The organism is Agrobacterium sp. MCAB5, assembly GCF_052114365.1.
Classification (GTDB): Bacteria; Pseudomonadota; Alphaproteobacteria; order Rhizobiales; family Rhizobiaceae; genus Agrobacterium; species Agrobacterium tumefaciens.
Genome location: NZ_JBFREP010000002.1, coordinates 14,648 through 29,275, shown reverse-complemented (window position 1 = coordinate 29,275; position 14,628 = coordinate 14,648). Strand labels below are relative to the sequence as shown.

General features: G+C 60.2%; 14 protein-coding genes. 6 read left to right on the top strand and 8 right to left on the bottom strand.

What is annotated here, in order from left to right; genetic code table 11:
- The first annotated feature begins 177 nt into the window (after positions 1-177).
- Positions 178-912 (top strand): SDR family NAD(P)-dependent oxidoreductase, encoded by a 735-nt coding sequence (locus AB4Z23_RS04935; RefSeq protein WP_003510849.1) that lies wholly within the window; start codon positions 178-180, stop codon positions 910-912.
- Between the two features lie 38 nt (positions 913-950).
- Positions 951-2,303: an aspartate aminotransferase family protein gene (locus AB4Z23_RS04930; RefSeq protein WP_003510848.1), complete on the top strand. Its 1,353-nt coding sequence runs from the start codon at positions 951-953 to the stop codon at positions 2,301-2,303.
- A 56-nt stretch (positions 2,304-2,359) separates the two neighbouring features.
- On the opposite strand, the gene AB4Z23_RS04925 is transcribed toward AB4Z23_RS04930, so the two are convergent.
- Both AB4Z23_RS04925 and AB4Z23_RS04920 read right to left on the bottom strand, forming a co-directional pair.
- Complete coding sequence (locus tag AB4Z23_RS04925; protein WP_019564660.1) at positions 2,360-2,797, bottom strand: EamA family transporter; 438 nt, start codon at positions 2,795-2,797, stop codon at positions 2,360-2,362.
- 192 nt (positions 2,798-2,989) lie between these two features.
- A complete protein-coding gene (locus tag AB4Z23_RS04920; protein ID WP_013761559.1) occupies positions 2,990-4,336 on the bottom strand; it encodes a dicarboxylate/amino acid:cation symporter in 1,347 nt (448 codons plus the stop codon).
- Positions 4,337-4,572: 236 nt separating this feature from the next.
- Here AB4Z23_RS04920 and AB4Z23_RS04915 point away from each other — a divergent pair, with 236 nt between their 5' ends.
- Both AB4Z23_RS04915 and AB4Z23_RS04910 read left to right on the top strand, forming a co-directional pair.
- Positions 4,573-6,414 (top strand): sensor histidine kinase, encoded by a 1,842-nt coding sequence (locus AB4Z23_RS04915; RefSeq protein ID WP_035199441.1) that lies wholly within the window; start codon positions 4,573-4,575, stop codon positions 6,412-6,414.
- 1 nt (position 6,415) lies between these two features.
- Positions 6,416-7,780: a sigma-54-dependent transcriptional regulator gene (locus AB4Z23_RS04910; protein ID WP_065687752.1), complete on the top strand. Its 1,365-nt coding sequence runs from the start codon at positions 6,416-6,418 to the stop codon at positions 7,778-7,780.
- A gap of 100 nt (positions 7,781-7,880) precedes the next feature.
- Here AB4Z23_RS04910 and AB4Z23_RS04905 read toward each other — a convergent pair whose 3' ends face one another.
- Positions 7,881-8,393: a BA14K family protein gene (locus AB4Z23_RS04905; RefSeq protein ID WP_065687751.1), complete on the bottom strand. Its 513-nt coding sequence runs from the start codon at positions 8,391-8,393 to the stop codon at positions 7,881-7,883.
- A 176-nt stretch (positions 8,394-8,569) separates the two neighbouring features.
- Between AB4Z23_RS04905 and AB4Z23_RS04900 the strand changes: the two genes are divergently transcribed.
- Entirely contained in the window at positions 8,570-9,280 is a 711-nt protein-coding gene (locus tag AB4Z23_RS04900) for a GntR family transcriptional regulator (RefSeq protein WP_025595694.1), read from the top strand.
- Between the two features lie 49 nt (positions 9,281-9,329).
- Here AB4Z23_RS04900 and AB4Z23_RS04895 read toward each other — a convergent pair whose 3' ends face one another.
- A complete protein-coding gene (locus AB4Z23_RS04895; RefSeq protein WP_065687750.1) occupies positions 9,330-10,586 on the bottom strand; it encodes a D-amino acid dehydrogenase in 1,257 nt (418 codons plus the stop codon).
- 7 nt (positions 10,587-10,593) lie between these two features.
- Positions 10,594-11,760, bottom strand: a complete 1,167-nt coding sequence (gene alr / locus AB4Z23_RS04890; RefSeq protein ID WP_065687749.1) for an alanine racemase — start codon at positions 11,758-11,760, stop codon at positions 10,594-10,596.
- Positions 11,761-11,887: 127 nt separating this feature from the next.
- Here alr and AB4Z23_RS04885 point away from each other — a divergent pair, with 127 nt between their 5' ends.
- Complete coding sequence (locus tag AB4Z23_RS04885; RefSeq protein ID WP_003500727.1) at positions 11,888-12,346, top strand: Lrp/AsnC family transcriptional regulator; 459 nt, start codon at positions 11,888-11,890, stop codon at positions 12,344-12,346.
- 98 nt (positions 12,347-12,444) lie between these two features.
- Here AB4Z23_RS04885 and thiD read toward each other — a convergent pair whose 3' ends face one another.
- From thiD to AB4Z23_RS04870, 3 genes are read right to left on the bottom strand one after another with little or no spacing between them, the layout of a single operon-like run.
- Complete coding sequence (thiD, locus tag AB4Z23_RS04880; RefSeq protein WP_113291560.1) at positions 12,445-13,242, bottom strand: bifunctional hydroxymethylpyrimidine kinase/phosphomethylpyrimidine kinase; 798 nt, start codon at positions 13,240-13,242, stop codon at positions 12,445-12,447.
- Complete coding sequence (gene thiE / locus AB4Z23_RS04875) at positions 13,239-13,901, bottom strand: thiamine phosphate synthase (RefSeq protein WP_113291559.1); 663 nt, start codon at positions 13,899-13,901, stop codon at positions 13,239-13,241. The genes thiD and thiE overlap by 4 nt, the downstream gene beginning before the upstream one ends.
- Positions 13,888-14,628 (bottom strand): hydroxyethylthiazole kinase, encoded by a 741-nt coding sequence (locus AB4Z23_RS04870; RefSeq protein WP_019564651.1) that lies wholly within the window; start codon positions 14,626-14,628, stop codon positions 13,888-13,890. The genes thiE and AB4Z23_RS04870 overlap by 14 nt, the downstream gene beginning before the upstream one ends.

Here is a 14,628-nt window from a genome sequence, read left to right as displayed (position 1 = left end):
GGCCGGCTTCAAATATTCCCTTCGGGTGAAAGGCCTATATCAAATGGGATTAGCCCGTGACGCGGCAACCATTCGTGCACCGCGACAAAATAGCCCTTGTCAGCGGGTCGCAGCACTCTAACATGCGGGCTGAATGCGCGACCGGCTCAACGGTTCGCATGGCAAAGGAGTTCTTTCATGGCTGTTCCTTTTATGCTTTTGACTGGTGCGAGCCGCGGAATAGGGCATGCCACCGTCAAGCTGTTTCAGGAAAAAGGCTGGAGAATCCTGACCGTATCGCGACAACCCTTTTCGGAGGAATGCCGCTGGCCATCTGCGCGCGAAAGCCATATCCAGGCCGATCTGGAGGACCTGTCCCGCATCGACGATCTGGCCGACGAGGTGCGCTCGCGCCTGCCGGAAGGAAAGCTGGCCGCACTCGTCAACAATGCCGGAATCTCGCCGAAGGGCGAAGGCGGTAGCCGCCTTGGCGTTGCCGACACAACGGCGGAGATCTGGACGCGGGTGCTCAACGTCAATCTCGTCTCGACGGCGCTTCTTGCCCGTGCGCTTCTGCCGGAACTGGAGGCGGCAAAAGGCTGCATCGTCAACGTTACCTCCATTGTCGGCTCGCGGGTGCACCCTTTCGCGGGCGTCGCCTATGCCGCATCGAAGGCGGGACTTGCAGCTCTGACACGGGAGCTGGCGCATGAATTCGGCCCGCGCGGCGTGCGCGCCAATGCCATAGCGCCCGGCGAAATCAACACCGCCATACTTTCACCCGGAACCGCTGAACTCGTGGAAGCGCAGGTCCCGCTCGGGCGGCTAGGCACCACGGCGGAGGTGGCGCAGACCATCTACTTCCTCTGCTCGGAGCAGTCGAGCTACATCAACGGCGCAGAAATTCTCATCAATGGCGGCCAGCACGTCTGACGCTTCAGCCCATCCAACCGAAACGGAGCCTTTATCCCATGACCATTCTGCCGAATTCCGTCGAGGCACGCGATATCGCCTACCAGATGCATCCAAACGTCAATCTGCGTAAATTCGAAAAGACCGGTGGTCTGGTCATCGAAAGTGGTGAAGGCATCTATGTGACCGACAGCAGCGGCAAGCGTTATATCGAGGCGATGGCAGGGCTTTGGTCTGTGGCGCTTGGCTTCGGTGAACAGCGACTGGTGGACGCTGCGACGAAGCAGATGCAGAAGCTGCCCTATTACCACACCTTTTCCTACAAGACGCACGGCCCGTCGGTCGATCTTGCCGAGTTGCTGATCGAGCTTGCACCAGTGCCGATGTCGAAGGTCCATTTCACGTCTTCGGGATCGGAGGCGAACGATCTCGTTGCCAAGATGGTGTGGTATCGCTCCAATGCGCTGGGCAAAAAGGACAAGAAGAAGATCATTGGCCGCATCAAGGGTTATCATGGCGTGACGATTGCCTCGGCCTCGATCACCGGCCTGCCGCGCAACCATGAAAGCTTCGACCTGCCGCTGGACCGCATGCTGCATACGGCCTGCCCCTCCTATGTGCACTTCGGCAAGCAAGGTGAAAGCGAGGCGGATTTTACCGCGCGTATTCTGAAGGAACTCGAAGATCTGATCCTCAGCGAAGGCCCGGAAACCGTTGCCGCCTTCTGGGGCGAGCCGGTGATGGGTGCCGGCGGGGTTCTTCTGCCGCCTGAAGGTTATTGGGAAGGTGTGCAGGCGATCCTGAAGAAATACGACATTCTGCTTGTCGTGGACGAGGTCATCTGCGGGTTCGGCCGCACCGGCAAGATGTTCGCCTGCGAGACCTACGGCATCAAGCCGGATGTGCTTGTTGTTTCCAAGCAGATATCCTCATCCTACATGCCGCTGTCGGCGATCATCATGAATGACGGTTTCTACCAGCCGATCGCAGACGAATCCGACCGGATCGGCTCCTTCGGTCATGGTTATACCGCCTCCGGCCACCCGGTCGCGACGGCCGTCGGTCTCGAAAACCTGAAGATCATTCAGGAGCGCGATCTGGTCGGTAATGTCGCGAGGCTGGAAGGCAAGTTCCTCGATCATCTGAAAGCGCTTTCCGACCATCCGCTGGTACATTCCTCGCGCGGCGTCGGTCTTCTTGGCGCGCTGGAGATAAAGCCGTGGGAAGGTACGAAGCCGGGCGATGCGACGCTCGCCATTGCCGCCGGCATTGAGGATGAGGGCGTGATTACTCGTCCGATCGGCGAATCGATCTGCTTCTGCCCACCGCTAATCATCACGGCCGAGCAGCTTGATGAGCTGTTCGCTGGCGTTAAGCGGGGACTGGACAAGGTTGCGGCCGCACGTGCCTGATGACTTTGCGAATGTCCCGGCCGGTTCGTCCGGCCGGGCACCGCTGTGGGCTTGCCTTATCCCCGGTATGCCACAAGCACCGCGCCGCAGGCGATTAGCACCACACCCAGCCAGTTGGGCAGCGACAGCCGTTCCCCCAGAAACAGAACCGCGAAGACGGCGACGAACACGACACTGAGCTTGTCGATGGGGGCGACGCGGGCGGCATCGCCGATTTTCAGCGCCCGGAAGTAACATATCCAAGATGCGCCGGTCGCCAGCCCCGAAAGCACGAGAAAGGTCCAGGTACGCGCCGAAATGGTGGAGGGCTGCTGCCAGTTGCCGGTAACATAAACCATCAGGCCAGCGGCAGCGAGAATGACGATGGTGCGTATGAAGGTGGCGAAATCGGAATTGACGTTTTCGATGCCGATTTTCGCAAAAATCGCAGTCAATGCCGCAAAGGCCGCCGATAGCAGCGCCCAGAATTGCCAGGCCAGAAACAGGTTCTTCATAAGGGCCTACTCCGTTTTTCGCATTCGTTCTCGCTCGATCTGGCCTATAACATCCGCACGGCGATAAAAACCGTTTTCGACGGTTGGAAGGGCTTCAAACGATGAAAGGCCGGAGCATCGATCTGATGCGCCGGCCTTCATTCGAGAGCCTGCCCGGACGAACCGGGACAGGCTGGACCTTGGGAGGTCGTGTTATTCGGCGGGCTGAACCGCACCCGGAAGCGAATCCACATCGGCGATGCCGGTGAATTCTTCCTTGCCGCTGAGAACGCGGGCGAGCTGTTCCTGATCCAGTTCACCTTCCCAGCGGGCAACAACGATGGTGGCGACCGCATTGCCGACGAAGTTGGTGAGTGCGCGGCATTCCGACATGAAGCGGTCGATGCCGAGGATGAGCGCCATGCCGGCAACCGGAACCGACGGCACGACGGAGAGCGTTGCGGCCAACGTGATGAAGCCAGCGCCTGTGATGCCAGCAGCACCCTTGGAGGAGAGCATGGCCACGAGCAGCAGAAGGATCTGTTCGCCGAAGGAGAGGTGGATGCCGGTCGCCTGTGCGATGAAGAGGGCAGCCAGCGTCATGTAGATGTTTGTGCCGTCGAGGTTGAAGGAATAACCGGTGGGGATGACGAGACCGACGACGGAGCGCTTGCAGCCCGCCTTTTCCATCTTGCTCATCAGGCCCGGCAGGGCGGCTTCCGAAGACGAGGTGCCGAGAACCAGCAGCAGTTCTTCCTTGATGTAGCGGATAAGCGCGACGATCGAGAAGCCGTTATAGCGGCAGACAGCGCCGAGGACCACGAACACGAACAGTGCTGATGTGACGTAGAAGGTGCCGATCAGCATCGCGAGGTTGGTGACGGACGAGATGCCGTATTTGCCGATGGTGAATGCCATGGCGCCGAAGGCACCGATGGGGGCGGCCTTCATCAGTATCGCGACCAGCTTGAAGATCGGATACATCATGGCATGCATGAAATCGGTGACGGGCTTGCCCTTTTCGCCGACGATACCGAGCGCGATGCCGAACAGCACGGAGAAGAACAGCACCTGCAGGATATCACCGCTGGCAAATGCGCCGACGATGGTGGTCGGGATGATGTTCATCAGGAAGCCGGTGATGGTCTGCTCATGGGCCTTGTCGGCGTAGGTCGCGACGGCCTTGGCATCCAGCGTGGCCGGATCGATGTTCATGCCGGCGCCCGGCTGCACAGTGTTGGCGACGATGAGGCCGACAATGAGCGCGAGGGTGGAGAACACGAGGAAGTAGATCATGGCCTTGCCGGCCACGCGTCCAACCTTCTTCATATCGTTCATGCCGGCGATGCCGGTTGCGACAGTGAGGAAGATGACGGGAGCGATGATCATCTTGACGAGACGGATAAAGCCGTCGCCGAGCGGCTTCAGCTGTTCGCCAAAGGCCGGATAGAAATGGCCAAGTGCGATACCGGCGATAATGGCGACCAGAACCTGGAAATACAGGTGCTTGTAGAATGGCTGCTTGGCGTGGCCTGCCGCCACGGTTGTTGTATCGATCATGTTTTTTCCTCCTCGGCCTCACCCTGCCTTAATTGGCCTCCCGGGATCGCCGTGTCGTTGACGGCTTCGCGCCGATTGAGGAGTCATGTGCAATACGCATGCCAGACTTGCTTATTTGGTGTAACTGGCTGATTTACAAAGTACTTTTTATTGACGCCGTATCAGCTCGCCGGTGTATGTGCGGATATCCGGACAAAACCTCTTGCGGTCTGTGTGTAAATCCGCACAATTGCCGCATGACCCAAGAAGATCAGGCCTCTTATTCCCAGGCACGACGGCGCGCTCAATGGCTGGCGTTGGCGGGCTTGTGGCTGCTCGTCAGCCTGGGAGTTCTGTTGGTTGCCGATGACTTTGCGCGAAACCAGGCAATACGCACCGCCGCGTCCGAGGCCTCCACCGATGCCGAACTCAAGATCGCGCTTCTGAATGTTGCGCTGGAGCGGCCGCGCGCCATTCCGCTGGTTCTGTCCGGCGATCCCGACCTTGCGATTGCGCTGGATGGCGGTGGCGCGCCTGCCATTGACCGGCTGAACCGCAAGCTGGAGGGGCTGATCGAAGGTACGCAGTCCTCTGTCATCTACGTGACCGGACCGACCGGCTTGACAATTGCCTCGAGTAACTGGCGACAGGCCGACAGCTTCGTCGGCTCCAATTATGCCTTCCGCGAGTATTTTCAGGCGGCGATGAATACCGGCATGTCCGAACATTATGCGCTTGGCAATGTCAGCCGCCGGCCGGGCCTTTATATCTCGCGCCGCATCGATGCCGCAGACGGTCGGCCGCTCGGCGTCGTCATCGCCAAGGTGGAGTTCAACCGTCTGGAGGCGGATTGGAACATCGGCGGCAAACCGGTCTATGTGGTTGACAGGAACGGCGTCGTGCTGATGACGAGCGTGCCGGATTGGCGCTTCAAGACCGTAGCGCCGATTGACGAGGCGCGACGCAAAGCCATTTCCGAAAGCCTGCAATTCGGTAACGAGGCGCTTACGACGCTGCCGTTCCGGATGGCGCGACTCTCGAGCGACGGCGTTCCGCTCGTCCGTGTCGATGACCCGGCAAGTGAGCGCGGCGATTATCTGCGGTTGGAAACGCCGGTGCCGACGACCTCATGGACACTGCATTATCTGCAGCCGGTGGCACCGGCGCTGAACGCCGCCATTCGCGAGGGCAGGGTGGTGGCGCTGGCAACGCTGATGCCGCTTATGGCGCTTTCGGCTCTGTGGCTGTGGCGCAGGCACAAGGCGCTGAGGGAAAAGGAAGAGGAGCAGCGCGCCCGCACCGAGCTGGAAATGAAGGTGCAGGAGCGCACCCGTGACCTGACGAGGACCCGCGACCATCTTCAGGCGGAAATTGCCCTGCACGAAAAGACGACAGGTGAATTGCGCAACGTGCAGCACGAGCTGGTGCAGGCCAACCGTCTCTCCATTCTAGGGCAGGTGGCGGCGGGCGTTGCCCACGAAATCAACCAGCCGGTAGCGACGATTCGCGCCTTTGCCGACAATGCCCGCACCCTGCTGAAACGCGACCGCATGGCGGAGGCCAACGAAAATCTCGAAAACATCGCGGCATTGACCGATCGCATCGGCACGATTACCGGCGACCTGAAGATATTGGCGCGCAAGGGCCGCACCGCTGCCGAACCGGTCAGTCTCAAACTGGTCATCGAAGGCGCGGTGATGCTGTTGCGCAGTCGTTTTTCCGGACAGATGGATGCACTTGATATCGTGTTGCCGGATCAGGACCTGAAGGTGCTTGGCAGCCGCATCCGGCTCGAGCAAATTCTCATCAACCTTCTGCAAAACGCACTGGAAGCCACTGAAGCGATTGATGCGGCGCGTGTCGAGGTGCGGGTGCGCGAGGAAGGGGACATGGTCTTGCTTTCGGTCAGCGACAATGGGACCGGCATTCCCGAAGCGATCCGCGCCCAACTTTTTTCGCCCTTTAATACATCCAAGGAAAGCGGCCTAGGCCTTGGTCTCGTCATCTCCAACGATATCGCCTCCGACTATGGCGGGCGGATTGAGGTAACGAGCAGCGAGGCAGGCACGTCTTTTTCCGTATATCTGAAGCGAGCATGACATGATGGCAGGTGGAACCATATTTCTGGTGGATGACGACTCCCAGCTGCGCAAGGCGATGGTGCAGACGTTGGAACTCGACGGATTGCCCGTCACCTCCTTTTCCCGCGCCGAACAGGCACTTGCAGCGCTCAACGAGGATTTCGACGGCGTCGTCATCACCGATGTTCGCATGCCCGGCATGACCGGGCTTGAGTTCTTCGACCATGTCCGCAGGATTGATGCCGATCTGCCGGTTATCCTCATCACTGGCCACGGTGATGTGCCGATGGCGGTCGATGCCCTTCACAACGGCGCCTATGATTTCATCGCCAAACCATTCCCCGCCGAACGCATGGTTGAAAGCGCCCGCCGCGCGCTGGAAAAGCGCCGCCTCGTGCTGGAAAACCGCGCGCTTCGCCGGGCGAGTGCTCAAGCCGAGGACGATTTGCCGCTGATTGGCCAGACGCCCGCCATGGAACGCCTGCGCACCACGCTCCGGCACATTGCTGATACGGATGTAGACGTGCTGGTGGCAGGTGAGACGGGCAGCGGCAAGGAAGTGGTGGCAACGGCGCTGCATCGCTGGAGCAAGAAGCGATCCAGGGGCAATTTTGTGGCGCTGAATTGTGGTGCGCTGCCGGAAACGGTGATCGAAAGCGAGCTTTTCGGCCATGAGCCGGGTGCTTTCACCGGTGCGCAGAAAAAACGCGTTGGTCGCATCGAACATTCAAGCGGCGGCACGCTGTTTCTCGACGAGATCGAAAGCATGCCGCTTGCCGTACAGGTGAAGATGTTGCGCGTTCTGGAAATGCGCGAGGTCTCGCCACTCGGTTCAAATGAGGAGCGACCGGTCGATATTCGCGTGGTGGCGGCGGCGAAGGTGGATCTCGGCGACCCGGCCGAGCGTGGCACGTTTCGCGAGGACCTATATTACCGGCTGAATGTGGTGACGCTGTCGATACCGCCGCTGCGCGAACGCAAGGCGGATATTCCGCTGCTGTTTTCGCACTTCGTCACCAAGGCCGCCAACCGATTCAACATGCCGGTGCCGCAGATCAGCGCCGGCGTTTCCCGCCGCCTTAACGACTACGACTGGCCGGGCAATGTGCGCGAACTCGGGCATTTCGCTGAAAGGGTAGTATTGGGGCTGGAGATGGATGCGGCCACCACGACTGTTTCGCAATCGAGCATTCCGGCTTCCGGCACCCTGCCGGAGCGAATGGATGAAATAGAAGCGCAGATCATTCGCGAAACGCTTGTGCAATCTAATGGCGACGTGGCCGAAACCATTGCGACACTCGGCATTGCCCGCAAGACCTTTTACGACAAGCTGCAACGTCACGGCATCAACCGGGCGGATTATGTGAAAAGCGGCGCTGCTTGAGGTGCCGCAGGATCTGGGGCGACACTTAATGAAAAGCCGCGGACGTTTCCGTCCGCGGCCTGATTATTAACAGCGATAACTGCGCAGACGTTGTCCCAGATCAACCCGCTACGCAGAAATGACGCTGGCCGTCATTGCCGACATAAGTGCCGGAGCGGCCGTTGAAGCTGCGATAACGCTGCGAGCAATAATCGTACCAGGCGTTCGTCCACGGCTCGATGGTGCGGTAGGTACGGCGTTGCTGGTAGTAGCCGGAATTATTGTCATAGACCGGTTGGGCACGGTAAACCGGTGCCGGACGATAGACCGGAGCGGGTCGATAAACGGGCTGCGGCTGTGGCTGATAATAGCGGTAGTCCGGCTCTTCGTACACATAGCTCGGTTCATAGCGACGCGGCGGGTCGATATAGACGCGCTCGTCGTCTACCGGTGCCGGGCGGGAAAGGGCTGAGCCAACGGCGACACCGGCGGCAAGGCCAAGCACGCCACCCAGAATAGCGGCATCGCGACGGTCGCGGCGGCCCCAGTCATCGGCGGATGCGCTGTTGAAGGGCACGATGGTGGCGGCGGCGGCGGCGATAGCCAGAACGGTTTTAGCTGCAAAGGACGACATGATCTTCTTCCATCCGGATGGCAGGGCGCTGCCAGTTGCAAATTCGATGGTTAAAGAAATATAGCGCGCCTGCTGAACGGGCGCTGAATGAATTGTGGCGGCTGGCGACAGCTCGCAATTCCTGTTTGCGCAAGCCGCGCTTCGCGCTAGAACTCAAGTTCAAACAGGACAATTCCATGAGCCTTGCCCATATAACCGTCAATTCCGATTCATCCCACGAAGACCGTGCCCAGGCTATTCGAGATACGCTGCGCGACGCCATTGTCGACCGACGGCTTGCCCCGGGAACGAAGCTGTCGGAATCGGAAGTGGGAACGCTGTTCGATGTCAGCCGCACGGTGGTGCGGGCGGCTCTTCAGATGCTGGCTTACGAAGGACTGGTCAAGGCCGAGCGCAACCGCGGCGCTTTTGTCTCCAATCCCACACCGGACGAAGCGCGGCAGGTCTTTGCGTCGCGCCGGCTGATCGAGCCCGGCGTTCTGGACGCCGCAATCGAAAAGATCACGCCTGCGGCGGTGAAGCAGCTGAGAGAGCATCTGGTTCAGGAAAGCCGCCACCAGCATGAGCGCGGCCCGCACGCCAGGCGCGCGGAAATCAAGGCATCAGGCGATTTCCACCTGATGCTGGCCTCGCTTGCCGGCAATGCCATCCTCGAAAAATTCATGGACGAACTGGTCGCCCGCTCGTCGCTGGTTATCGCGCTCTACGGGCGCTCGGGCGTTTCAAGCTGCGGCCACAACGATCATGCCGACCTGCTCGATGCACTGGAGGCGAAGGATGCGGCAAAGGCCCGTGCCTTGATGCTGCAGCACCTCGATCACATCGAGGCCGATCTCGACCTTCGCATGAAGGAAGGATTGGCGCTGAAGGATGCACTGGCACTTTGAGCGGCCACCATCCCCGCCCTTAAGACGGGGATAAGCGCCATGTCGCACTTCAGGCTGCGTAACGGCTGAGTGCCAGATCGTGCGTGTCTATCTCGGGCTTGTTCCCGCTGATGAGATCGGCAAGCACACGGGCCGAGCCGCAGGACATGGTCCAGCCAAGCGTACCGTGGCCGGTGTTGAGATAAAGATTGCTGTAGCGGGTGGCGCCGATGACAGGCGTACCATCCGGCGTCATCGGGCGCAGGCCGCACCAGAATTTCGCCTTGCTCTGGTCACCTGCGCCGCCGAACAGGTCTTCCACCGAATGGGCCAGAGTTTCCTGTCTTGCTGCGGGCAGATCCTTGCTGAAACCGGCGATTTCCGCCATGCCACCGGCGCGGATCCGCGAGCCGAGCCGGGTGATCGCCACCTTGAACGTTTCGTCCATCACGGTCGAAACGGGCGCGCGTTCCTCCTTCACGATCGGAACCGTGATGGAGTAGCCCTTGACCGGGTAAACCGGCAGGGTAAGGCCGAGCTGGCGGACGAATTGCGGGGAATAGCTGCCCAGCGCGGCGACGAAAATATCGGCTTCCACCAGCCCCTTGGTGGTCTCCACGGCCTTGATACGGCCTGCCTCGACGATGGGGCGCATGATGCCGGTATCGTAGATGAAGGTGACACCCGCCTCTTCAGCCATGCGCGCAAGTTCGGTGGTGAACATGAAGCAGTCGCCGGTTTCATCACCGGGCAGGCGCAGGCCGCCGACGATCTTTTCCCTGGAAGGAGAAAGGCCAGGCTCGATGGCGGCGCAGCCTTCGCGGTCGAGAATTTCGAAAGGCACGCCACCTGCCGTCAGCACGTCCACATCCTTGCCGATGGCATCGAACTGCTTCTGGGTGCGGAAAACCTCCAGAGTGCCCTGCATGCGCTGGTCGTATTCTATCCCGGTTTCGTCGCGCAGCGCCATCAGGCAATCGCGGCTATATTCGGCAATGCGCACCATGCGGCTCTTGTTGATGGCATAACGCGCCGATGTGCAATTGCGCAGCATCTGGCTCATCCAGCGCCACGCCGCCGGATCGGCGGTCGGGCGGATGATGAGCGGGGCATGTTTCATGAACAGCCATTTCATGGCCTTCATCGGAATGCCGGGCGCGGCCCATGGCGAGGAATAGCCGGGGGAAACCTCGCCGGCATTGGCAAAGCTGGTTTCAAGTGCTGCGGCCGGCTGGCGGTCGATCACCGTCACCTTGTGTCCGGCTTTGGCCAGATACCAGGCGGAGGTCACGCCGACGACGCCGGCTCCGAGGATAGTGACGTTCATGATCGTCTCACTTATGGCTCACAGATGTTGAAGCGACGGCCGGGGTTTCGCCCGGCTGAATATAATTGCGGCGGTAACGGCGTCCGAGGCCGGTCAGGATTTCATAGGCGATCGTGCCCGCGTCCTCGGCAATGTCTTCCAGCGTCTGGTCAGGCCCGATCATCTGCACGAAGCTGCCTTGCGTCAATGTTCCCAAGGGCAGGGCGGATATGTCGAGAATGATGCTGTCCATTGAAACGCGACCAGCAATGGGCAGGCGAACGCCATTGTACCATGCCGCACCGCGATTGCTGAGCGATCGCGGCAGGCCATCGGCATAACCAGCAGCGATCGTCGCAAGCCGCGTCGGCCTGGCCGCTTCGAATGAGCCGCCATAACCGACCAGCGATCCGGCGGGAACGTCGCGGGTCTGAATAACGGCGACATCAAGCCGGACAACCGGTTTCATCGGGTTGGGACGGGTAACGGAGGGCGCGCCGCCATAAAGCGCGATGCCGGGGCGTAGCAGGGAGTTGTGATAGTCGTTGCCCAGAAAGATGCCGCCGGAATTGGAAAAACAGACGGATACATCAGGAAAAGCGACAGCGGCTTTTCGCATCACAGAGAGTTGGGCGGCATTGGAGAGGTGATCCGGCTCGTCGGCGCAGGCGAGGTGGCTCATCACGAAGGCGATGTCGATACCATCAAGCAGTTGCGGCCGGGAGGCGAGGACTTCAAGCTCCTCGGGAGAGAGGCCGAGACGGCACATGCCGGTGTCGATCTGCACTGCGGCGGGTAATGTCTTGCCAAGATTTTTGGCGTGGGCCGCCCATTGGGCGATCTGCTCGAGCGAATTCAGAACCGGTGTGACGGCCATGGCTGCGCAGGAGGTTTCGTTACCGGGCTGAAGCCCGTTGAGGACGAAAATCCGCGCTTCCGCTGAAAGACGCAGCCGGAGCGCCAGCGCTTCATCGATATGGGCGACGAAGAAATTCCGGCAGCCCGCGTCAAACAGCCCCTGCGAGACGATATCCGCGCCGAGGCCGTATGCGTCAGCCTTGACGACCGCTGCCGTCTGCGATGTGGGTGCCATTGCCGCAAGCGCGAGATAATTATCGCGCAATGCGCCAAGATCGATGGTCAGATGGCCGCTTGCACCACCCGCTGCATGCTGGCGGCTGATCTGCATGTCCATGGTCGTTCACCCTCATTTTTATCATATGAGAGTATTGCAACGATTGTCGAATTTCTTGGCTATTGTTCGAATAAGATGCGATAAAAATGCAAACTACGCAACTTTCATTGTCATATTGGAATTTTCTATGTCGTCACTCGACGCGACCGACCGCCACATCATCCGCCTGCTCCGGCTCAATGCCCGCATCAGCAATGCGAAACTTGCTGCGGAAGTCGGCCTTTCGGCCTCTGCCTGCCTTCGCCGGGTCGATATTCTGGAACGGGAGGGTATCATCCGGGGCTATACGGCGCTGACCAGCGGCCTTGCCGGCGGCGAGGTGATCTCGGTCATCGTGCAGATCACGCTCGACCGCCAGACGGAGGATTTTCTCAACAGGTTTGAGAACGCGGTGCGGCGTTATCCAGAAATTCGCGAATGTTACCTGATGACGGGCGGGTCGGATTATTTCCTGCGATGTGAGGCGGAAAGTGCGGGCGATTTCGAGCGCATCCATAAGGAGATTCTGTCGAAGCTGCCGGGTGTTTCGCGGATTCATTCGAGTTTTGCGATCAGGAATGTGCTGGCGACGCCGAAGGCGCGGTGAGTAGTTTTTTCGAGAAGACAATTACGCAGCGGAATATGCGGTTGCCCCTCTGTCCGGTAGGACAGAGGGGGGTAAGCCCCTCACTCTGCATGTCGATGTCACCCCCACCACCGATAAAAATGATGCACCGGTCCCCGACCGTCCCCGACGGCAAGCCCCCGACCAGCGTCAAGCGCCCCATTCAGATAGTCCTTCGCAAGACCAACCGCCTCACGCAATTCACAACTCTTGGCCAAATGAGCCGTAATCGCTGCCGCCAGCGTGCATCCTGTCCCATGGTCGTTTTTCGTGTCCACTCGCATAGCGGAAAGCGCCTGCACGGTGCCGTCTGCAAACAGATAATCCGTACTCTGTGGCCCGTCGCCATGGCCGCCCTTGATGAGCACGGCTTTCGCGCCCACCTTCAGGATCATCTCGGCCTGACGGGTGATCTCCGCCTCGGTGTCTGCAATCGGCAACCCGGTGAGAAGCGCTGCTTCAGGCAGGTTCGGCGTGACGATGGTGGCGAACGGCAGCAGGTCGCGCCGCAATGTCTCGATCGCATCCGCATGCAACAGACGGTCGCCGGAGGTCGCAACCATCACGGGGTCGAGCACCACCGGCTGGGGCTGCTGCCGAAGCCTTGCAGCTATGGCCGCGATGGTTTCGATCCGCGATACCATGCCGATCTTCACCGCATTGACGGCAAGATCGGAAAAAACCGCATCCATCTGCGCGACGATGGTGGCGACGGAAATATCCTCCACTGCCGTCACACCTTTGGTGTTCTGCGCGGTGATGGCGGTGATGACGCTGGCGGCATAGGCGCCGAGTGCCGAGAAAGTCTTGATGTCGGCCTGAATGCCCGCGCCGCCGCCGCTGTCTGAGCCGGCGATGGTCAATGCGATTGCTGTCATGAATGTCTCGCTTTCAGCGCTGCATCGACTGCCGCGCGGAAGTCCCTGGTTGTGCTGGCAATATCGTTTGCGCGGAAGATTGCAGAAATGACGGCGACACCATCCGCACCGGCGGCGATGACGTTCGGCACCCGGGCAAGATCGATACCGGCGATGGCGCCCACCGGCATGCCCGGCCGCAATTCGCGGAGCAGAGTGCGGAGCGTCGTAAAGCCGTCAAGGCCGACAGGCTTGTCTGGATTGACCTTGGAAACGGTTTCGAACACGCCACCAATGCAGGCGTAATCGGCGGGCATGGAGGCCGCCCGCTCGGCATCGGCGCGGTTCTTGACGGTAAGGCCGATGATCGCCTTATCTCCAAGGATGCGTCTGGCGGTTTTGGCATCCATATCATCGGCGCCGAGATGCACCCCGTCCGCGCCAGAGGCGAGCGCCACATCCACCCGGTCGTTGATGACCAGCGGCACGCCCGTGCCGGCAATGGCTTCGCGAATAGCGAGGGCGTTTTCGATCATCTCCCGCGTGGAGGCGTGTTTGTCGCGATATTGCAGAATGGTCGCGCCGTTGAGTGCGGCCGCCAGAGCAAGCTCGCCCAAGGGCGCAACATCGCCGAGGCTCGCATCGACCAAAGCGTTGAGACGGTAATCAACCTTGTTCATGCTCAATCCTCGCATGGTTTATTATGTCTTCGCCGGAAATTTCTGAAAGCACATCCAGAAATGCCGGCTCGAATGTGCCGGGGCCTTTGGCGTTTTTCGCTGCCAGTTCGGCTGCGACACCCGTGATGGCGAGGGCGGCGGCGGCGGCCGTCAGTGCGTCTTTTTCCACCGCCATGAAGGCGGCGATGACGCCACCCGATAGGCAACCCGTGCCTGTCACCTTCGCCATCCACGGGTGACCGTTGACGATTCTGACGCTCCTTGTGGCGTCGCGCAGGTTATCGACAGGTCCGGTCTCTATCCTGATGGCGTTCGGAACAGCACCGATCAGGCTCATCTCAGCGCTGTTGCCGCGCACGATGGTGGGTCCAAGCGAGATCAGGTCACGCGCGAACGCCAGTCGCGATGGCGAATAGTCGCAATGCACGGGGTCCAGAATCCACGGCTTGCCAGCCGCGCGGGCGATCTCGACGGCAAATCGAATGACTTTTCGCCGGTCGGCGTCGAGCGTGCCGAGATTGATCGTCACCGCATCGGCTTTCGTGACGAAAGCACCGATTTCTTCGAGTGAGGTTGTCATCGAGGGTATGCCGCCGACAACGGTAATGCCGTCCGCGGTGAATTTCTGTACCACGGTGTTCATCAGGCAATGCACGCGCGGGCGCGTCTGCCTTACCCTTTCGAGGATCTCTGCGGCCTTCGCCGCAGTCGGAAAACTGTTTGCCAT